Raw genomic sequence first — 21,292 nt, forward strand, 5'->3', positions numbered from 1 at the left:
TTTTGAACGCTAAAGTTAGCGTTTGTATGCTGTAAATGCCAAAGGAAAGTAACAGAAAGCTCAGTCTTAAATATCAGCCATGAAATGCTTTCTGTCCAATTGCGCGTTATAATTCCTCTATTTTGACACAAATGGTAATGTAAAAGGATATCTAATAAAACCGACTGGCTAAAGTTACCTTTCTTTTAGCTCCTAATCTCGGTATTATTGGCACCCGAAAAATCGCTTTTAATACTTAAAAATGTATCCATGAAAATACACGAGTATCAGGCCAAAGAAATTCTTGAAAAATACAACGTCGCAGTTCCGGCCGGAATTGCAACAACTACCGTAGAAGAAACGGTTGAGGCTGCCAAAAAACTGAAAGAAGACGGAGCCTCCCTTTTTGTTGTGAAGGCTCAGATTCATGCCGGCGGACGAGGTAAAGGCCGAACTAAAAAGAATAACGCCAAAGGAGTTATCCTCTGCAAAACCATCGATGAGGTAAAAGAAGCAGCCGAATCTTTGCTCGGAGATGTGCTCGTGACGATCCAAACCGGGGAAGAAGGCCAGCTGGTGCAGCGCCTGTACGTAACCGATGGTGTTGACATCAAATCCGAGTTCTACCTGGGTATTTTGATGGATCGTGCGGTCAGCAAAAACGTGATCATGGCCTCTACTGAAGGTGGCGTTGAGATTGAAAAGGTTGCAGAAGAAACACCTGAGAAAATCGTTAAGGAATGGGTTGAGCCGGGGATGGATCTCCAGCCAAACCAGGCACGACGTATTGCTTTTGCATTAGGACTTGAAGGAGACGCACTCAAGAAGGGCATCAAATTTGTGCAAGCTCTGTACAAGGCTTATGAAGAGACTGATGCCAACATGTTCGAGATTAATCCGCTGATTGTCACTCCGGATAATGACGTTTACGCGCTGGATGCCAAAGTAACTTTTGATGACAATGCGCTTTATCGTCACAAAGATCTGGCTGAGCTCAAAGATGAGTCGGAAGAAAACCCACTGGAACTGGAAGCTCAAAAGTACAACCTCAACTACATCAAGCTGGATGGAAATGTTGGGTGTATGGTAAATGGTGCCGGACTTGCGATGGCAACCATGGATATCATCAAGCTTTCCGGTGGTGAACCTGCTAACTTCCTCGATGTAGGTGGTGGAGCTAATGTTGAGACCGTGAAAAACGGTTTCCGTATCATCCTTGAAGATCAAAACGTAAAGGCCATTCTGATCAATATTTTTGGTGGAATTGTTCGTTGCGATCGTGTTGCAAACGGTGTAATTGAAGCTGTAAAAGACCCTGAGATTGCTGAGAAAGTAAAAGATGTGCCTATTATCGTACGTCTTCAGGGAACCAATGCTAAAGAAGCCAAAGAGATCATTGATAACAGCGACCTCAATGTAATTTCTGCCGTATTGCTTAAAGAAGCCGCCGAAGAAGTTTCCAAAGTGCTGGCTTAAGCAGATAAGAATTAAACAATTCTAAGCCTGATCTGTAAAAAGATCAGGCTTTTTTTATTTATAATTGGTTAATTGTCATCTTACACAACGCTTATGAAACCATTTGATATAGAAATAACCTCCATCTCAAAGGGGCCTGAAGAGCTTACCTATCAGCTTCCGATCAATGCGACCGTTCAGAAGCAAATTCCCGCCAAAAACCGCTCTGATTATTTTATAGCTGAATTGGAGAACAGCGTGTTTTGGGTGGATAAGAAGAAAGGCATCAACACCGAGATCAATCATATCGTAATCTGCACCAAGAAAAAGAGTCAGTTTGTGGAAAAGGATATGAAAGACGTAATCATTGCCATTGCCTACGTTCTGGACGAATCGGTGAACACAGACAAGGTCTTAGATCTTAAAAAGATTAAGTATGTAGCGGACGGAACGGCTTCTGCCACCAAAAAGTGGGGACTCTTCTGATTAATTAAACGCTATGCAATAGTTTTGCGCTAACGTCCTCGTAGAACCTCTCGTATTCTTCAACCACTACATCCTGATTGTATCTTTCTGCCTGCTTTCTGGCATTGGCTGCCATTTTACTATGAAGTTTAGGATCGGAAAGAATTTTAACTCCGTATTCGGCCATGCAATCTACATCATCCAGATCGCACAGATATCCGGTTTCTCCATGAACATTCACTTCCGGCAGGCCGCCAATATTGGAACTGATTACAGGTACACTGCAACTCATGGCTTCCAGGGCGGCCAAACCAAAAGTTTCTGAACCTGAAGGAATCAGGAACAGATCGGCGATCGAAAGCACATCTTCCACTTGCTCCAACTTCCCGAGGAAGCGAACATGCTCACAAATTCCCAGGTCACGACATTGTTGCTCAGCTTTCTGGCGATCAGGCCCATCTCCAACCAGCAGCAACTTGGATTCAATACCCGATTCTAAAATCTTAGCAAAAACGGTGATTACTTCCGGCACCCGTTTCACTTTCCTAAAGTTAGACACATGGACAATTACCTTTTCATCGTTCGGGCATATGGCTTTCTTAAAATGACTTTTATTGGACTTTTTAAAGCGATCCAGGTCAATAAAGTTGGGAATTACCTTGATATCCTGCTTGATGCTGAACCGATCGTACGTTTCCTGCTTCAGAAACTCCGAAACGGCCGTCACGCCATCACTTTTATCTATCGAGAATTCTACCACGTGCTTATAACTCGGGTCACTCCCAACCAGTGTGATATCTGTTCCATGAAGTGTGGTGACCACAGGAACATGACGGGCTTTTTCTGCCATAATTTGCTTGGCTAAATACGCGCTGGTTGCGTGAGGTAAGGCATAATGAACATGCAATAAATCCAGATCCTGGTACTCAATAAGATTTACCATTTGCGTAGCCAGGGCAAGATCATAGGGTGGATATTCAAACAATGGATAGGAATTGATAGACACCTCGTGGTAGGTAATACCGGTTTCGAGCGTATCGAGCCGGGCCGGTTTTGCATAACTCATCATGTGAATATTATGACCTTTTTTAGCCAGTGTTTTCGCCAACTCAGTAGCAACAACACCACTTCCGCCAAAAGTAGGGTAACAGACAATTCCTATATTCATTCCAATAATTAAGGTTATCGGGTTAGATGTATTGAACTCAAAAATACATAAACTATTGCAGTGATTAGCAGCTCAACACAAGGTTTAACAGTTTGGTTTCAAACAAATTGATTTCCTTATCGCCCAAAAGAAAAAACTATGCGAGCATTTCTTATACAAGCGTTCATTTTTGTATATTTATGAATTGTAACAGCATAAAAAACCGCACATAACTCCAATGGCAGGACATTCGAAATGGGCGAACATTCGCCACAAGAAAGCTAAAGAAGACGCTAAGCGCTCTAAGATTTTTACCAAACACATCAAGGAAATTACTGTAGCAGCCCGCGAAGGCGGCGGTGATGTGGATGGAAACCCCCGCTTGTCTCTTGCCATCGAAAATGCCAAAGCGGATAACGTCCCTAAAGACAATATTGAAAGAGCCATTAAACGTGGCACCGGTGAGGATACCGGCGGAGCAAGCTATGAAGAAACCACTTTTGAAGGATACGGCCCGGGAGGCATTGCCTATTTTATCGAAGTCACTACCGACAATAATAACCGAACTGTAAGCGACATCCGGCACATTTTTACCAAACACGGGGGTAATATGGGCACCAATGGTTCCGTTGGTTATATGTTTGAACAAAAGGGCATGATTCAGGTGTCTTCAGAAGGACTTGATGATGAGGAGTTTATGCTTGAAGCTATTGACGCTGGTGCTACCGATGTAGATACCGACGATGAAATGTTCATGGTTTACACGACCCGTGAAGAACTTTTTGAAGTGCGAAATCGTCTTGAAGAGTCCGGTTATGAAATTGAAAATGCTTCGTTAATACGGGAAGCCGTTACCGAAACCAAGGTGGATGAAGACACAGCCGTCTCAAATTTAAAGATGATGGAAAAGTTTGAAGAGAATGACGATGTCAACAATGTATTCACCAATATGTTGATGGATGATGAAACCGTAGCCCTTGCTGAAAACCTATAATTTAGAATGACCCGCACGCTTTCATACATAGCGCTTTTATTTTTGCTGACAGCTTCGGCTGTATCGGATGGCCGGGAAGCCAACAAGGCTTATGAGAAAGGTGATTATCAACAAGCGGAACAACTTTACCTTTCTGCCATAGAACAAGACCCTGATAACGCCCGGCTGTATTTCAATCTTGGGAATGCACAGGCCAAACAAGGAAAAGTGGAAGAAGCCATTCAATCATATATGGAATACAGAAGCCTTGCGCAATCACCTGAAGATAAAGCAAAAGCAGAGTATAATATCGGTACGTTGTTGACCGAAACACAAAAATGGAAGCCGGCTGCAACGCATTTCAAAAATGCGCTGAAGCTGAATCCGGGCGATGTAGACGCAAAGCATAATTATGAACAAGCCCTTGCCAAACAACAAGAGCAGGAAGAGGAACAGGAAGGGCAGGATCAAAACCAGCAGAATCAGCCACCGCCTGAACCCAGCGAATTTGCTTTAGCCATGAAAGAACAAGCTGAAAAACTGGTAGCTCAGCGCAAGTATGCCGAGGCATATAATTTAATGCAACGCGCCCTTGATGCCGATGATACCGTACGGGCTTTTAACGATTTCATCGAACGAATTAAAAATGTATCAGACATAGACTCAAATTGACCATGAAGAAACTGATTGCTTTTATTTTTTTCCTTTTGGTTACGACCGTTGTTTTTGCACAATCGCAGAGTGCCGAACATTACTTCCATGGCGGGGCTCAGTCGTTCATTAATTCTGATTTGCAAGCCGCTATCGATCAGGTTCAAACCGGGCTTAATCAATATCCGAATAATCCAAAACTGAGTGCCCTGATGCAGAAGCTTCAGGAAGAACAGAAGAAACAGCAACAACAGCAGAATCAGGATCAGCAGCAGCAACAGAACCAGCAAAATCAACAACAACAGGATCAAGAGCAGCAAAATCAGGAAGAGCAGCAGGAACAGGAAAATCAGGAGCAAGAGCAAAGTGAAGGAGAAGAACAGCAGGAACAAGACCCTCAGGAGATGAACCCGGAAGACCTGAACTCTCAGCAGATCAGTAAAGAAGATGCGGAGAAAATCCTGCAGGCCCTGGCCCAGAAAGAGAAAGAATTACTGAAAGAATTCAAGAAGAAAAAATCGGATGGAAGCGCCAAGCATGACAAAGATTGGTAAACGAACTCTTCTTCAATCCTTATTGACGTTTCTTGCTCTGGGTTGTTTTGTCACCATTCAGGCTCAGGACGTAGATGTTGAAGCCTCACTTTCAGAAGTCAATATCTATTCCGGCGAACAGGTTAGATTACAGATTATCATTTCAGGTACCAGCATGGGATCCGTTGAGCAACCTGTACTCCCTGAAATTGACGGACTTCGCTGGCTCAGAGGCAGTACTTCCCGTGGACAAAAATATTCTCTTGTTAATGGAAGTCCGACCGTTACCTACACGTTCGGTTATGCCCTGATTGCCCAAACACCAGGCAGCTACACCGTTCCGGCCATACCGGTGAATGTAAATAACGAGACCTTTCAGACCTCCCCCATTACCTTTGAAGTGCTTGACCCATCTACCATCAATTCGGGTGATGCAGAGCGAGCTCCCAATATTTACGTGAGGCTGGAACCGAGCACTATGAACCCCGTTGTTGGGCAACAGGTGATCGCCGATGTGGTGCTCTACTTCAAAAATGATATTGAAGTCTCTTCCTATCAACCAACACCGGGCTGGAAAGCAGAAGGGTTCTGGAAAGAAGAACTTGAGTATCCCCAACGGGCTCAAACTACTTCGACTATTGTAAATGGTATTCGCTACCAGCGGGCCCGATTAATTCAGTATGCCCTTTTCCCTACAAAATCAGGAGAGCTTACTTTAAGTCCTTTTGAGATTTCCGTTTCGGTCCGCAAACAACGAAACTCCGATCCCTTTGGGCTGGGTTTTGGGCAGGAACGGCTTAACATCGAATCCATCCCGGTATCCCTTGACGTTCAATCTCTTCCGGAAGCCCAAAATGCAGAATTCATCGGGGCAGTTGGGGATTTCGGGATCAGCAGAGAAATCTCCCCAAAAAATGCTTTTGTAGGAGAAACTATAGAGATTACCACCCGCATAAACGGCGCCGGCAATGTACCCCTGGTTAATAAACCGGAATACGACTTTCCCGAAGAACTGGAAAAATATAATCCGCAGGAAGGTTCTACCATAGACCGAAGAAACCGGCAAATTTCCGGTACTCGAACTTTTACTGATATCATCATTGCACGGAATGAAGGCACCTTCACCATACCCGAAACCCGAATTGCCCATTTCAACCCAAACTCCAACCGTTACGAAATTACCCGTCTGCCTGCATTAACCTTCACCGCCAAGCGTGATCCTAATGCAAGCACCGTTGTCCAAAATGATTTACGGTTAGACATTCAACCCATTACAGGACTGGCCCAATGGACTACAGCCTCTGCCACTCCGCTGCATGAGAAGGGCTGGGTGTGGACACTCATATTTTTTCCGATAGTGCTTACGGCCGCAGCTTATGGTTACAAGCAATATCATAACCGTATGAACACCGACACTGCTTTTGCACGGTCCCGAACGGCTTCTGATACAGCTACAAAAACTTTATCTAAAGCTGAACAAGCAGCAGACATCAAAGAAGGGTATCACTTGATTGAAAAAGCGCTGGTCCAATTTATAACGGATAAACTGGATCTGCCACCTGCAGGACTTTCACATAAGGATATTGCTCTGGAGATAGAACAGATTGCAGATACGGAAATGACTGCTGAACTGAAGCGATTGCTTACCAAATGCGAGACCATTGCCTACGCTCCCAATACCACCCAGGAAACCCTCGACTCTGACATAGAAAAGACAAAAGCATTAATCAAAAAAATTGGTAAGCTGGCATGAAGAAACTACTTACCTGCTCGGTTTGGCTTTTGCTTTCCTTTACGGCTTCGGTTGCACAGCAATCGCCCCAGGCCACATTTGATGAAGCCAACACCCTTTTTGAAAATGGTGATCTCGCAGAAGCCTTTTCCCTTTACCGGTCCATCGAAGCGTCGGGCCATGTTTCTGGTGCACTATATTTGAACATGGGGATTGCAGCCATTCAGCTCGACTCACTCGGCCTTGCCAAATTCTATTTCCTGAAAGCAACCGATTTCATAACCACGGCGTCACAGGCAGAAACAGCACTGGATTATGTGAACAGTCAATTCAGCAGACAATCGGCTATGCTGCCTAAATTACCCTGGGATCGCGCGGTACAGTGGATCAATGAGGTGCCTTCAGCGGCCGGTTTATTTCTCATCGGCTTTATTGTCACAACCGCCGGGTTGATCCTGCTGTACCTTTCCTGGTTTTACAACTTGAGCTTTCAGAATATATCAAGCTACGTCATCGCATTGGTACTAACGGGTTCAGCTTTAGCCGGACTGTCTTTCTATGCCGATTACGTTAATCAGCGGTACGATGCTGCCGTTTTGATTAATAATTCTCAACGGGTATTACAGGCTCCAAATACTGATGCAACACTGGAAAGTATCGCTTACGAAGGATACGATCTAACCGTCGATCATTGGAAAAGCGAAGAACAACCTGACTGGCTTTACGTACGGCTTGGCAACGGCCAGTACGGATGGATTCAGGATAGTGGAGTAAAAATATTATAAGCCTTCAATCCTCGCAGAAGTTTATATCAAGCTTGACTATTTTTGCGTATATAGGTGCTTAAAAATTAATACAGATAAAACACAAAATAATTTCCCTTCATTAATGAGTATTACTCAAGAGTATATAGATCAGAATAAAGACAAATTTGTTGATGAGTTATTTGATTTACTGCGAATTCCCAGCGTCAGCACCGACTCCAGTAAGAAAGAGGAGATTAAAGAAGCAGCCGGATTTTTAGTCAGCCAGCTGAATAATCTGAATCTTGATACAGTAAAAACCTACGAGACTCCGGGTAACCCGATCGTGTACGCTGAACACTGTCCTCACGATGATCGCCCTACTGTATTAATTTACGGCCATTATGATGTTCAGCCTTCTGATCCTGAAGAGCTCTGGGATACCCCTCCTTTTGAACCCACCGTTAAAGACGGTCTGATTTACGCCCGTGGAGCCAGCGACGATAAGGGCCAGGCTTTTACACACTTGAAAGCGGTGGAATCTTTTGTAAAAACCGGACAGGAACTTCCTGTAAATGTGAAGTTTATTCTGGAGGGTGAAGAAGAAATCGGCTCTCCCAATCTTGTTCCTTTCCTGGAAGAACATCAAGACCTGCTGGCTTGCGACATGGTTCTTATTTCTGACACGGCCATGTTCGGTGAAGATCAGCCTTCTATTACTTACGGTCTCCGCGGACTGGCATATATGGAAATTGAAGTGGTTGGGCCTAATCGCGACCTTCACTCCGGAGTGTATGGCGGAGCTGTTGAGAACCCGGTGAATGTATTATGTGAAATCATTGCTAAACTGAAAGACGAAGATGGAGTGATCCGGATTCCCGGTTTTTACGATGACGTAGTCCCCTTGACTGAAGCGGACCGTGAGGCCTTTGCACAGCTTCCTTTTGATGAAGAGAAGTACAAGAATACGCTGGATGTGGATGCACTGCACGGCGAAAAAGGATATACCACACTTGAACGATCTTCAGCCCGCCCAACCCTGGACGTAAACGGAATTTGGGGCGGCTATACTAAAGAGGGCGCTAAAACGGTGCTTCCCTCTAAAGCAAACGCTAAAGTAAGCATGCGCCTTGTGCCGGATCAGGATCCCCATAAGATTGCCCAATTATTCAAGAAGCATGTGGAGTCGCTTGCACCTGATACCGTTAAAGTTACCGTTAATGAGCATCACGGTGGATATGCGTCGGTTACCGATCTTGATTTCTATGGTCTTAAAGCCGGTGCTCAAGCATTTGAAGATGTGTATGAAACCGAAGCTTTGTTTTCACGAGAAGGTGGTTCCATCCCAATTGTTGCCGACTTTAAGCGCGTGCTGGGAGTTGAGTCCATCCTGATGGGTTTCGGGCTCACCAGCAATGCCATTCATTCTCCTAATGAGAATTTCTCGCTGAAAGATTTCCACCGGGGAATCAAAACCTCAGCCAGATTTTTAGAGTTGTTGCCTGAGTATGCTTCGTGACTAATTGAACACTGATAAAACTGATAGAACAGAACCTTGTAATTTTTAACTATCCGTTTCCAAAATGATTGGGGTATTATTTTCGAAATTATACAAGGTGAGTCTTCGGAGGTTGTAATAGCCTGTCCAGTAGTTTCGCAGGGCCTGAATGTAGCTTCGGCGGGCACTATCTTTCTCATTCTGGGCGATGAAGAGGTTTGTTACATCAATCTTACCAATCAGGTAGCGGTTTTTGGCTACTTCATACCTCCGGTCAGCAATTACATCCGAAGTTTCTGCCAGCTCAACCTGGTTGCGAAGCTGTGAGAATTCCCGGACCGTACTGCGAACACTCAGGTCGAACTGCAGCTTTTGGTAGGCAATGGTATTAGCCGTTGCTGCCTGCTGATTTCGCGCCGCCTGAATTTCGGCTGTGTTTTTTCCCCAGTTAAAAATGGGAATCTGAAATCCCACTGTGAAAAACTGCCGGTTCTGAGGGTCACTATATACATCACTGAAATCTTCCGCCGTTTGGTTCAACCCATAACTGGCCTGAATGGATGCTGAAAAGCCGGCCTCCTTTCGGGCTTGGTCGTATGATTGATTTGCCTGAATTTCACTAAGCTCAAATTCCAGGGAGGTACTGTTATTCTCTCTGGCCAATTCGAGAGCCTTATCCACGTCAATATTCAGCTCGGGAGCATCTTCAGGGGTAATTACTTCCACTTCAGTTTCAGATGGAATGCCCAACAACGCTTTAAAGTTTTCTTCAGCCCGCTGAAAATTCAAATTGGCCGTGGTAAGAGATGTTTCTGCATTCCGTAGTGCAAGCTCACTTTGCAGCAGATCATTCTCCGCGATACTCCCTACCTGGTATCGCCCCTGGGAAATATTATAAATGGAATCGTTTACCGTTACATTAAACTCCGCCACTTCAACATTAATCTTTGCCAGCAGAAAATCGAAGAAACTCTGAGTTACATTGAAGGCCAGGTCTTCCATGTCTTCAACATACTGCTTTTGCGCAATTTGATATCGAAGCGGTTCAATCTTATTTCTCCATTTCAGGCTGTTGAACTGAAACAGCGGTTGAAAGTAAGTAGCTACCAGAGGGGTACTTTGCCACCGATAAACATTATCACCGTTAATGCCTCCATCAAACAAAATAAGCCGGTTGATTCCGCTCGACAGTGATAAGCGTCCCCCCGTGGGCATGATGTTTTGATTTATGGAAAGGTTCACTGAAGACTGTGACTGACTTTCTTCCTGATAGGTGGTTGAACCATCATCCAGCCTGTTTGCTGTGATAGCTCGGCTATAGCTGGGAATGTCGCCATCTAAATCAAGACTGGGCAGTAAATCGGCCCTAAAGGATTTGTACCTCCATTTAGCCGAAACCAACTCGAAAGTAGCCGCACGGGCCAATGGACTATTTTGCCGGGCAACTTCAATGCTTTCTTCGAGGGTTAATGTTTGCTGAGACTGAGCTTCCAGACCGGAAGAAAAGAAAACCAGGGCAATAATCAGAAATCCGAAAAAACGTTTATTCATGTCGTAATGCGTGTACAGGGTCGTGTTGGGCTGCTCTTTTTGCGGGGTAGTATCCAAATACCACTCCAATAACAACGGCTACACCGAATGAAATTAAAATTGAAATTGGGGTTACTATGGTAGCAATTTCGGCAGACGCTTCAATGGCATAGCTGAATGCCATACCCAGAATAATGCCAATCACCCCTCCCGAAACGCTAATGGTTAGCGCCTCCGTTAAAAACTGAAGTTCTATATCTTTTTTCTGGGCTCCAACGGCCATGCGGACTCCAATCTCCCGATATCGCTCCACCACCGAAGCGAGCATTATATTCATAATCCCAATCCCGCCTACTATCAATGAAATAGAAGCTATGGAAGAGAGCACCAGGTTAAAAATTCGCTTCGTTCTTTGCTCTTGCTGCAGTAGTTGTTCGGGTACAATAATTTCATAATCAACAACCCCATTATGGCGTCGCTTCAGCATTCTGGATAATACCTCAGCAATAGATACGCTATACCTGGAATCGGTAACCCGAACAATCAGCTTATCTAACTGATGGTAATTATCTGTACCGGCTTCTTCCTCTTCGCCATCACCCCCAAAAATCATAACCCGCATTCCGCTGCCGGCCGAAGCATCAATATCATCTTTAGTAACCAGCCCACGGTTTTTAAATCTCAAAAGAATGGTTGTAGCGGGTGTAAAAATATCCAGATTGTAATTACGGATCCCCAGGCTTTGAATATTTTCCGTTGTCAGCTCCTTTTTCTCCAATACTCCTATTACTGTTAACCAAAGGTTACCCGCTTTTATTTTTTTACCTATGGGATCCTGTCCTGCAAAAAACTTGGCCCGAACATCTGATCCAATAATAGCTACCGGTGCGGAGTTTATAATCTGCTCTTCGCTGAAGTTATTCCCGTTTTGAATATGGAAGTTATTAATATCAAAGTACTCGTCATTTACTCCAACAATTTTACCGCTCCGCATGCGGGCATTTCGGATAAAATTCGTATCGAAGATAATTTCCGGACTGATGTATTCCACCTCCGGCATAACATCTTTTATGTTATACAAGTCCTGAAGGCTTAAACCGGGCGAGTATTTTCTTTGGTTGCCTTCTTTTTCCCCTTCCTCTCCAACGGTTCCTTCAACCTGCTCCATCACCGGCTGAATAATGACGTTATTAGTGCCCAATAGCTGCATTTGAGATAATATTTCCTGTTGGGCACCGGTACCGATAGCAAGCATCGCAATGACTGACGCCACTCCGAAAATAATCCCTAAAGAGGTGAGTAAAGCTCTCAGCTTGTTGCGCTGAATGGCTTCAATCGCAATATCAAAATTATAAAGTAGTTTGTTGAGCACGTGAGTTCCTTTACCGCTTAGTGATTGGTTCACTGAGCATCTTCCTTTCCACACCATTGGTGTCTTCCGGAACCGTCAAGTACAACTCATCATCCATGGAAACTCCATTGTAAATTACAACCGAGTTGTCGTTCATTTCTCCTAATTCAACCTGCTGCATCAGCGGATAAACTCCATTCTTTTTGAAAACGAAGCTTAGAGAGTCAACTGCATGTACCGCCTCAAGTGGTACAAATAACGCATCCTCCATTTTGTTGATCAGAATTTTGTTGCTGGTTGTCATAGCCGGGCGAAGCAAACTGTCGCTTTCATTAATTTCTATGATCACCTCAAATACCTTAGAATCATAATTTTTCCGCTGCTCACCAATATTTGCAACATCCGTAACCGTTCCTGTTAGTTTTTTGTCGGGCACGGCATCCAGGCCAATAGTTACTTTTTGTCCTAACGCTACTTTTTGAATATCTACCTCATTGATGTAGGTCACCGATTCCATCACGGAGAAATCAGGTAATTCAGCCACAACCGGATTCCATGCACTAATTTGTTCACCTTCTGTAATTTTTGATCCATCCCAGTTCCGGCGGTATATAAGCATCCCCTGATCAGGAGCATACACAGTGAATTGAGTCATCAACTCTCTGATCTTTTTAATTTCGTTCTGCTTCTTGCTCAGTTCTGCTTCTACTTCGCGAAGTTTGGCCTCATTCTGTTTTACTTTGGTTTGATAGTTTTTCTTTTCCTGCGCCAGCTGACGACGGGCTTTATCCAAAGCAATTTCGGCCTGCCGCTGTACCGCGGGCGACTCATACTGAGACTGATCTAATTCAATTTGGCGTTCTTCTAAAGCAAATTCCAGGTTAATCAGGTTATCCCGTGCCTGCGATAATTCCAGCGTACTGTCCAGCTGCGCTTGCGTAACCTGAGATTCGGCTGATTGTAAATCAAGCTGGGCATCCTGTAGTTTACCCATGATTTCCGAACGATCAAGCTCCGCAATAAAATCTCCCTCTTTCACAATTGTCCCTTCAGGAATCAGGCGTTGAATGGTCACATTACTGACCCGAAACTCTCTGATACCCTGGGGTCCCATTATTTCTTTGGAGTTTTTCGCACGAAGTTCTCCCGTACTGGTAACATCCACTACAAATTCTCCCTGAGATGGCATGGTAGTGAGCTCAACCGCTTCTGTTGTTTCTCCCCCGAATACAACCCAGGCAAGCATTGAAATGACGATTACTCCAACCGGAATCAAATATTTCTTCTTCATGTGATAAGTAGTTTAAAAAGTGAGGCCAAATATACCTTTTTTACCTAATGACGAATATACTATATAAATAGTTTTACAAGTACGCTAATGTATTGATTTTATTGCCCTATTTCCTAAATAAAATCCGGAATATACCTCTTGCCATCAAAAAGTATCAAAGAAAAGGGGAGAGATGACTTTTAAGGAGTAGTTCTCTTGAACAGGTAAAGGTGAGCAGCAACTACTCTTCTACCAGGGTGTTGTCAACCAATCCCGTTTCAAGATCATAGCTTTGGCCTGGTTGGGTATTATCTAAAATCTCTTTTGGGTCGTTGTTCTCATCAACAATAACAACCCGGGGCTTATGGTCTTTAGCTTCTTCCGGCGTCATTTCAGCATAGCTGATTACGATAATACGATCACCCACCTGTGTCAATCTTGCTGCGGCACCATTCAGGCAGCAAACCCGGCTTCCTCTTTCACCGGGAATGGTATATGTCTCTAAGCGTGAACCGTTCGTGATATTCAGCACCTGCACTTTTTCGTAGGGGAGCAGGTTCGCTGCATCCAATAAATCCTGATCGATGGTGATGCTACCTTCGTACATCAGGTTGGCTTCGGTTACCGCCATTTGGTGCAATTTTGATTTAAACATCGTGATTTTCATCGTACTTCACTCAGAGGTCTAAAATTATATTATCAATGAGGCGCGTTTTACCTAAATAAGCTGCGCCGGCAAGGATATATGTTATGCCGGCTTCTAATTTCTCTACCGGCTGCATATTATCCATAGAAAACACATTAAGATAATCATTTTTGAAGCCTTTCGCTTCCAGTTCGTCCTGTTGGTGTTTCAACAATAACTTTGGCTGATCCACTCCATCGCGAATGTGCTTTTCTACATACTGCAACGCCCGGTATAAACCCGGAGCAATTTTTCGCTCTTCATCACTCAAGTAGGCATTCCTGCTACTCAGGGCAAGCCCATCATTTGCACGTGCAACAGGCGCGGCCACCATTTCAATATCATGGTTGAATTCTTCCACCATTTGCGAGAGAATTTGGAACTGCTGAATATCTTTTTGTCCAAAAACAGCAACATCAGGATCAATGATGTTGAAGAGTTTATTTACCACCAGCGCAATTCCTTCAAAAAAACCAGGGCGACTTCCACCATCCATATGTTCATTCAGCACCTCAATGGTGATTCCGAAATATCGTTTACCGGTACCATACATAATTTGATCATTAGGGGTGAATACCGCTGAAACTCCTTCCCCTTCACATGCTTTCAGGTCTTTCTCCATCTGCCGAGGGTAGCTGTCAAAATCCTCATTCGGGCCAAACTGAGTTGGATTTACATATATGGAAACAACAACTTCATCGGCTTTTTCTTTTGCCAGGCGCATTAAGGACAGGTGCCCTTCATGCAATGCTCCCATGGTTGGCACAAAAGCGATGGTTTTTCCGGCAGCCTTCAATTCAGCTACGATGGAACGGATATCCGATATGGTAGAAACTTGTTTCATATTCAAATAAAAAGAGACGCCTGTGTGGGGGCGTCTCCGAATGTAGGAAATGAAAAATACATGCTATACCGTACGGTCGGTATCGAAGTCTTCCAGAATCTCTTTAATACGATTCAGGAAAGCACCACCATGAGCACCGTCAATAATACGGTGATCGTAACTCATGGAGAGATACATCATATGACGGATAGCGATCACATCACCGGCGTCCGTTTCCATCACAACCGGACGCTTCTCAATAGCACCCGTACCAATAATGGCTACTTGCGGCTGGTTAATAATGGGCGTTCCCATCAGGTTACCCACACTTCCGTAGTTAGTCAGGGTGATGGTTCCGCCCACTAAATCGTCGGGACTTAACTTCTTGCTTCGGGCTTTTTCGGCTACCTCATTTACGGAGTTAGCCAAACCAACGAGGTTTTTCTCCTGTGCTTTTTTGATAACCGGCACAATCAGTCCGCCTTCTCCACCGGTTCCAAGCGCAACCGCCAGCCCGAAGTTGATATCTTTCTTCAGGTGAATTTCATCATCAACAACCGAACTGTTAATAAGCGGGAACTCCAGCATGGCGTTAATGATAGACTCCACAAACAGAGGAGTAAAAGTAAGCTTGGTTCCTGTTTTTTCCTGGAACTTGCCTTTGTTAGCATTTCTCCACTTCACCATGTTGGTTACATCCACTTCGGCAAATGTGGTAACGTGCGCAGAAGTTTGCTTAGATCGAACCATGTGTTCGGCAATCATCTTGCGCATGCGATCCATCTTGATCACTTCCACATCACCCGAAGGAGAATGCTTCACATCCAGCTGACCGGCAGAAATAGAGCCATCAGAAGATTTTGACCCTGATGAAGGCTTGCTAAGTCCTGCAGAAGCTGCCTGTTTCTGCTGAGCCGGAGCGGACACTTTGCCGGCTTTTCGGTCTTCAACATATGCGAGAATATCTTTCTTGGAAACGCGTCCACCCTGTCCGGAACCGTCAATATTTTCCAGCTCTTCCTGGCTGATTCCTTCCTCTTTGGCGATGGAGCGAACCAGCGGAGAGTAAAAACGACCATCACTCCCCACGCGCTGGGGCTCAGAGCCACCGGAAGTACCGTTGGTTGCAGCTGCTACAGGCTGGGCTTCCTGCTTCTGTTCGGCTTTAGTTTCTTTTTTCTCTTCTTTCTTCGGAGCCGGCTTACTTGAACCTGAACCTACAGATGCTCCTTCTCCGGTTGCAATAACTGCTATTGTCTGCCCCACTTCAATGGTATCATTTTCTTCAGCAAGAATTTCAACAAGTGTTCCTGCCGCCGGGGAAGGCACTTCACTGTCCACCTTATCAGTAGAAATTTCCAGCAGTGTTTCATCTTCCTCAACCTTATCGCCAACCTGTTTCGACCAGCCAATGACGGTAGCTTCCACAACCGACTCACCCATTTGAGGCATCTGTACTTCGATGCGCTCGCCTTCGTCGCCACCACCTGAGGCAGCTGCTGGTGCTTCTTCAGTTTTCTCCTGAGCTTCGGCCTCCTGCGTTTCTTGCTGTGCAGTAGATTCTTCCGCTTCATCGGATCCACCTGAGGATACATCTCCGGCAGCATCTGCATCCGTTTCAATAATAGCGATCGGTTTACCTACTTCAATAACATCTCCTTCTTCAGCAAGCACTTCTACGAGTACACCTGCTTCGGGAGAGGGCACCTCTGTATCCACCTTATCGGTGGCTACTTCCAGTAAAGTTTCATCTACTTCTACAGTGTCGCCAACATTTTTGGCCCACTCTATAACGGTGCCTTCCATTACCGATTCGCCCATTTGGGGCATAACCACTTCTACCTTCGCCATAAATTCTTTTGTTTTACTGCCTGTAAGGCGGTTTTAAGGAAAATTAAACGGACTCTAAAGTTCAGGATAATTCCAATTAGTTCAAAATAAGTATCGTTCCTTTAAAAATGGGAAAAGCGCTTTTTCTGAGGCTGAACAAAGCCGGATTATTTTATACCCGATAAATTTTACTTCAACCTGAGTATACTTCGTCATTGAATGTTCGTTATTCCCTGTTCAATGTTCTTAAAGGTTTGTCCTCAGTTCTGTTTTTATTAACTTCGCAAAGTTAGTCAAACAGCATAAATAAAAGTCTTGGCGCTATGATATCGGAAGAATTACAGGAAATTATTGATGAAGCTGAAATCCATATGGATGAAGCCACTGCTTATTTTAAAAAAGAACTCTCTCATGTGCGTGCCGGGAAAGCCAATCCCGCTCTACTCGAAGGCATCAAAGTTGAATACTATGGTTCACAAACTCCGCTTCAGCAGCTGGCCAATGTAAGTGCTCCCGAAGCGCGGCTACTGGTTATTCAGCCTTATGATAAATCAAGCATGGAAGATATTGAAAAGGCAATTATGTCGGCCGGGCTTGGGCTGAACCCAAACAACGATGGCGAACGCATTCTCATACCGCTTCCCGTACTAACCGAGGAACGACGTAAAGAGCTGGTTAAGCACTCCAAGGATATAGCGGAAAAAGCAAAAATCAGTATCCGAAACACCCGTCGGGATGCTAACGACGCCATCAAGAAAAAAGTAGAGAGCGAATCTCTTTCCGAAGACTCCAAGTACGAGGCCGAAGATGAAGTGCAGCAGCTCACTGATAAATACACTGCCAAAGTTGACGAACTCCTCGAGAAAAAAGAAAAAGAAATAATGACGGTTTAGCCGCTCAAATCCCAATGAACAATTCCCAAATTCCAGTTTCTTGCTTATTAACCTCTTCTTTTGGGATTTGGAATTTGGTGCTTGAAAATTAGTCTATGTATATATCCGAACTTGATCTTCAGGGATTTAAAAGCTTTGCTCACAAAACAAAAGTGAAGTTTGACAGCGGGATTACCTCTATCGTAGGCCCCAATGGCTGTGGTAAATCCAATATTGTGGATGCCCTGAGATGGGTTTTGGGTGAGCAACGCCCCTCTTTGCTGCGTTCTTCGGCTATGGCGAATGTAATTTTCAACGGAACCGCTCAGAAGAAGGCTCTCGGGATGGCTGAGGTTTCGCTGACCTTTGTGAATGACAAAGGCATTCTCCCCATCGAGTACAGTGAAGTTACCATTACGCGCCGGTTGTACCGTTCGGGAGACAGCGAGTACCTGATTAATAATACCTCCTGCCGGCTTAAGGATATTATGGAGCTGTTCATGGATACCGGAATGGGTTCAGATGCCTATTCGGTGATTGAGCTCAAGATGGTTGAGGAAATCCTGAACGATAAGAACAACGACCGTCGTCGTTTATTTGAAGAAGCTGCGGGGGTTACCAAGTATAAAGATCAGCGCAAGAAAACTATCCGAAAGCTGGAATCGACCCGAAAGGATTTACAACGGGTGGATGACCTGCTGGTTGAACTTCGCAAAAAAGCCCGCTCTCTCGAAATTCAGGCCGAAAAAGCGGAAAAAGCCAAAGTTTATAAGGATGAACTTGAGATCAAAGATAAGGCGCTTACCCTTCACGAGTTCAATAAGATAAAGTCTGAGCTGGAACCGCTGAAAGAACGTATTCAAAATGCGGACAAGGAAAAGAAGGACATCAGCAAATCGATGGGAGAGCTGGAAGAGGCTGATGAAAAAGCCCGGACAGAACTCATCGAAAAGGAAAAACAGCAGGCTGAAGCCCAGCGCCGAGTGAGTCAGTTGCATAATGCTATCCGGGAAGCCGACACCAACCTCCGCATCACCAAAGAAAAAATTGAGAACGAGAAAAAGGTGATTGCCGAGTACGGCAAAGACATTGAGCAGGGCAAAAAGGATTTAAAAGAACTGAACGAGCTGTTGGATTCAAGCCGAAAGAAGCTGGAGTCGTTTGATGATGATTTAGAGAAGTCGGAGAAGGCCCTCGAGGATTCCAAAAAGAAATACGGCCAGATTCAGCAGCAGTACAACCGTGAGCGTTCTGAGTTATATGAAATTGAGGTCCAAATCAGTGCTACAAACAATGAGTTGAATCAGCTTCAAACCAAGCGGATTAAAATTGAGAGCCGTCTGGAAAATACCGAAGGTGACCTGGAACGCATCAATGATGAGATTGTAGATCTGAACGATGAGATCGACAACATGAATGGTGAGCAGGGCCTGATTGAGAAGAAGCTGGAGAATTTGGTTGTTGAAAGGGATGAACTGGAAGAGGAATTAGAATCAGCTCGTGAGAAAAGAGAGCAGTTTGCGGAGAAGCAAAACGAAATTAAAGACGAGCTTCGAACCCTTCAGAGTAAAAAAGAGTCGCTGGAGTCTGAAATCCGGCTGATGAACGACCTGGCCAGTTCTAATGAAGCCTTCCCGGGAAGTGTAAAATTCCTGATCGAAAATCACCGCTTCGACTTCAAAGACATGACCACCGTGTCCGAGATTTTCAATACCGACGAAAAGCACGCCGTTGCTCTCGAAGCTGTTCTGGGTGATGTGCTGAACTTTGTGGTCGTCAAAACCCTGGATGAAGCCAAACGGGCAGCTAAAATCCTTAAAGAAAATGATAAAGGCCGGGCTACTTTCATTCCACTCGATCAGCTCTCAGCGACCTACCCGGTTAAAGATGGCAGCTTGTTTGATGAGGTGAAGTCAAAGCGTGAATACTCGGCTCTGAAACAACTACTGTTGGGTAATGCCAAAGTTTTTGACTCGGTTGAAAACGCTTATTCTGCTACAAAAAAGGATGACGAACTGGTAGGTGTTACTTTTGCTGGTGAGGTGGTTACCAACTCCCGGTTTTTCCAAAGCGGAAGTAAAAGCAAGAACGCCGGTATCCGGGTTGGACTTAAAGACAAGATCGAAAAGCTGGAGAAAGAAGAAGCGAAGGTTACCAAAGAAATTTCCAAGCTGGAAGATTATCTGCAGCAAATCGTTGAGAAGTATGAGAAGCTGGACATCGGCGAGCTCAGTAAATCATTGAAAGAAAAGGAGCAGGAAGTCCGTCGTCTGGAACAGCAACAGCACAGCCTGAGCTCCAAAGTCCAGGTATATCAAAAAAATATTGGTGAGCTGGTTAACCGAAAGGACAACCTGAAAAGCAGCGAAGGCACCGCCCAGGAAGAACTCGATTCCATTCAGCCCAAGCAAAAAGAATTACAGCAGAAGATGCTGGAGCTGGATGAACAACAGCAGGAAAAGAAAGACCTGCTCGAAACATTGGAAGACGAGCGCTCCATTGCTCAAAGCCGCTACAACGATACCCAGCTCAAACATCAGGATCTCCGTAACAAAGTTGAAAATCTGGAAAAAGAAGTTCAGCGGGCTGAGACCGGAATTGAAAATGTAGAGAGGCGCATTGAAAACCGGACTTCGATGACGGAAGAAAGTAAGGAACAGATCGACACGCTCAGTTCCCGAATCAAAGAGCTGCAATCCAGTATTGAGAAGAATGCTGAGGCCAAAAAAGAAGCTGATGAGGAACTGGAAAAAGCGGAGGAAGCGGCCGCCAAGCAGCGTGGAAAGATCAATGAAATTGAAAAAGAGCTAAAGGAAGTCCGTCGGAAGAAAGAGGTGAATATGGAGCTGGTTCATCACCTGGATATGGCCCGTGAGAAAATGGAGATGCAAAGTCAGGCTCTATCTGATCATATTTGGGAAACCTACGGCATCCTCATGAAGCAAATTGAAGGCGCTGAAATGCCGGAAAACAAAACGCCTGATGAAGTGAAAGAGCGCATCAGCTGGCTGAAGCAAAAGCTGAACAGCATTGGGGAAGTAAACCCGCTGGCTATCGAAGAATATAAAGAGGAGAAAGAGCGGCTGGATTTCTACGAAGAACAAATTAAGGATCTGGAAGAAGCCGAAGAACAGCTGCTCGAAACCATCGATGAGATTAACGAAACGGCTACCGAGCGCTTTAACAAGACTTTTGAGCGGATTCGGGTTAACTTTCAGAAAGTGTTCAAAACCCTGTTTGAAGCTGACGATTATTGTGACCTGCTTATTGAACAGGATGTAGAAGATCCGCTGGAAGCCCGCATTGAAATTAAGGCACAGCCACGCGGTAAGCGGCCATCCGGTATTTCACAGCTTTCCGGTGGGGAGAAAACACTGACGGCTATCGCCCTTCTTTTCGCTATTTACCTGGTGAAGCCTTCTCCGTTTTGTGTTTTGGATGAGGTGGACGCTCCGCTTGATGATGCCAACATTGAGCGATTTGCCAAGATGATTAAGGAATTCAGTGAAGACACTCAGTTTATCATCATTACCCACAACAAAAAGACAATGAGCAAAGCCGAGATGATGTATGGGGTGACCATGCCAACTACCGGAGTTAGTCGTTTAGTTGGGGTGAAGCTGGACGAAGTGGAAGACGTGCTCTGAGAATATTGAATAAGGAACATTCAACATTGAATGTTGAAGTTTAGTTGGTTTGCAGCGGATTGTTAATCCTAATTCCAAACCTGACTCCAATCACTAACCCTAACTCCA

The 21,292-nt window shown here is 44.8% G+C and carries 17 protein-coding genes; 10 read left to right on the top strand and 7 right to left on the bottom strand.

Annotated features, from left to right (window positions below):
• The first annotated feature begins 249 nt into the window (after positions 1 to 249).
• Both sucC and ABFW99_RS02760 read left to right on the top strand, forming a co-directional pair.
• Positions 250 to 1,455 carry an ADP-forming succinate--CoA ligase subunit beta gene (gene sucC / locus ABFW99_RS02755; protein WP_349353990.1) on the top strand — a complete coding sequence of 402 codons (1,206 nt, stop codon included), beginning with the start codon at positions 250 to 252 and terminating at the stop codon, positions 1,453 to 1,455.
• 93 nt (positions 1,456 to 1,548) lie between these two features.
• Positions 1,549 to 1,920 (top strand): hypothetical protein, encoded by a 372-nt coding sequence (locus ABFW99_RS02760; RefSeq protein WP_349353989.1) that lies wholly within the window; start codon positions 1,549 to 1,551, stop codon positions 1,918 to 1,920.
• A 4-nt stretch (positions 1,921 to 1,924) separates the two neighbouring features.
• On the opposite strand, the gene bshA is transcribed toward ABFW99_RS02760, so the two are convergent.
• Complete coding sequence (gene bshA, locus ABFW99_RS02765; RefSeq protein WP_349353988.1) at positions 1,925 to 3,067, bottom strand: N-acetyl-alpha-D-glucosaminyl L-malate synthase BshA; 1,143 nt, start codon at positions 3,065 to 3,067, stop codon at positions 1,925 to 1,927.
• A 217-nt stretch (positions 3,068 to 3,284) separates the two neighbouring features.
• On the opposite strand from bshA, the gene ABFW99_RS02770 reads away from it, so the two are divergent.
• The 6 genes from ABFW99_RS02770 to ABFW99_RS02795 all read left to right on the top strand — a co-directional run bounded on the left by ABFW99_RS02770 (position 3,285) and on the right by ABFW99_RS02795 (position 9,197).
• Positions 3,285 to 4,040, top strand: a complete 756-nt coding sequence (locus ABFW99_RS02770; protein ID WP_349353987.1) for a YebC/PmpR family DNA-binding transcriptional regulator — start codon at positions 3,285 to 3,287, stop codon at positions 4,038 to 4,040.
• 6 nt (positions 4,041 to 4,046) lie between these two features.
• Entirely contained in the window at positions 4,047 to 4,691 is a 645-nt protein-coding gene (locus ABFW99_RS02775; protein ID WP_349353986.1) for a tetratricopeptide repeat protein, read from the top strand.
• A 2-nt stretch (positions 4,692 to 4,693) separates the two neighbouring features.
• Complete coding sequence (locus ABFW99_RS02780) at positions 4,694 to 5,224, top strand: hypothetical protein (RefSeq protein WP_349353985.1); 531 nt, start codon at positions 4,694 to 4,696, stop codon at positions 5,222 to 5,224.
• On the top strand, positions 5,208 to 6,956 hold the full coding sequence (locus ABFW99_RS02785; RefSeq protein ID WP_349353984.1) for a BatD family protein: 1,749 nt from the start codon (positions 5,208 to 5,210) through the stop codon (positions 6,954 to 6,956). Before ABFW99_RS02780 ends, ABFW99_RS02785 begins: the two co-directional genes overlap by 17 nt.
• Positions 6,953 to 7,720, top strand: a complete 768-nt coding sequence (locus ABFW99_RS02790) for a GW dipeptide domain-containing protein (protein ID WP_349353983.1) — start codon at positions 6,953 to 6,955, stop codon at positions 7,718 to 7,720. Before ABFW99_RS02785 ends, ABFW99_RS02790 begins: the two co-directional genes overlap by 4 nt.
• Before the next feature lie 103 nt (positions 7,721 to 7,823).
• Complete coding sequence (locus ABFW99_RS02795) at positions 7,824 to 9,197, top strand: dipeptidase (protein ID WP_349353982.1); 1,374 nt, start codon at positions 7,824 to 7,826, stop codon at positions 9,195 to 9,197.
• Between the two features lie 45 nt (positions 9,198 to 9,242).
• On the opposite strand, the gene ABFW99_RS02800 is transcribed toward ABFW99_RS02795, so the two are convergent.
• The 6 genes from ABFW99_RS02800 to sucB all read right to left on the bottom strand — a co-directional run bounded on the left by ABFW99_RS02800 (position 9,243) and on the right by sucB (position 16,686).
• On the bottom strand, positions 9,243 to 10,784 hold the full coding sequence (locus ABFW99_RS02800; RefSeq protein ID WP_349353981.1) for a TolC family protein: 1,542 nt from the start codon (positions 10,782 to 10,784) through the stop codon (positions 9,243 to 9,245).
• The gene (locus tag ABFW99_RS02805) at positions 10,720 to 12,111 is read right to left on the bottom strand and encodes an ABC transporter permease (RefSeq protein ID WP_349353980.1); all 1,392 of its coding nucleotides are present in this window, start codon (positions 12,109 to 12,111) and stop codon (positions 10,720 to 10,722) included. The genes ABFW99_RS02800 and ABFW99_RS02805 overlap by 65 nt, the downstream gene beginning before the upstream one ends.
• A complete protein-coding gene (locus ABFW99_RS02810; protein ID WP_349353979.1) occupies positions 12,089 to 13,348 on the bottom strand; it encodes an efflux RND transporter periplasmic adaptor subunit in 1,260 nt (419 codons plus the stop codon). Before ABFW99_RS02810 ends, ABFW99_RS02805 begins: the two co-directional genes overlap by 23 nt.
• 220 nt (positions 13,349 to 13,568) lie before the next feature.
• Positions 13,569 to 13,994, bottom strand: coding sequence for an aspartate 1-decarboxylase (gene panD, locus ABFW99_RS02815; RefSeq protein ID WP_349353978.1), 426 nt, complete (start codon positions 13,992 to 13,994; stop codon positions 13,569 to 13,571).
• Between the two features lie 10 nt (positions 13,995 to 14,004).
• Positions 14,005 to 14,856: a pantoate--beta-alanine ligase gene (panC, locus tag ABFW99_RS02820; RefSeq protein WP_349353977.1), complete on the bottom strand. Its 852-nt coding sequence runs from the start codon at positions 14,854 to 14,856 to the stop codon at positions 14,005 to 14,007.
• A gap of 63 nt (positions 14,857 to 14,919) precedes the next feature.
• Positions 14,920 to 16,686 (bottom strand): 2-oxoglutarate dehydrogenase, E2 component, dihydrolipoamide succinyltransferase, encoded by a 1,767-nt coding sequence (gene sucB / locus ABFW99_RS02825; protein ID WP_349353976.1) that lies wholly within the window; start codon positions 16,684 to 16,686, stop codon positions 14,920 to 14,922.
• Positions 16,687 to 16,988: 302 nt separating this feature from the next.
• Between sucB and frr the strand changes: the two genes are divergently transcribed.
• Positions 16,989 to 17,558, top strand: a complete 570-nt coding sequence (gene frr / locus ABFW99_RS02830) for a ribosome recycling factor (protein WP_349353975.1) — start codon at positions 16,989 to 16,991, stop codon at positions 17,556 to 17,558.
• A gap of 95 nt (positions 17,559 to 17,653) precedes the next feature.
• Positions 17,654 to 21,184 carry a chromosome segregation protein SMC gene (gene smc / locus ABFW99_RS02835; RefSeq protein ID WP_349353974.1) on the top strand — a complete coding sequence of 1,177 codons (3,531 nt, stop codon included), beginning with the start codon at positions 17,654 to 17,656 and terminating at the stop codon, positions 21,182 to 21,184.
• The last annotated feature ends 108 nt before the right edge of the window (positions 21,185 to 21,292 follow it).

The organism is Gracilimonas sp. BCB1, assembly GCF_040117685.2.
GTDB lineage: Bacteria > Bacteroidota > Rhodothermia > Balneolales > Balneolaceae > Gracilimonas.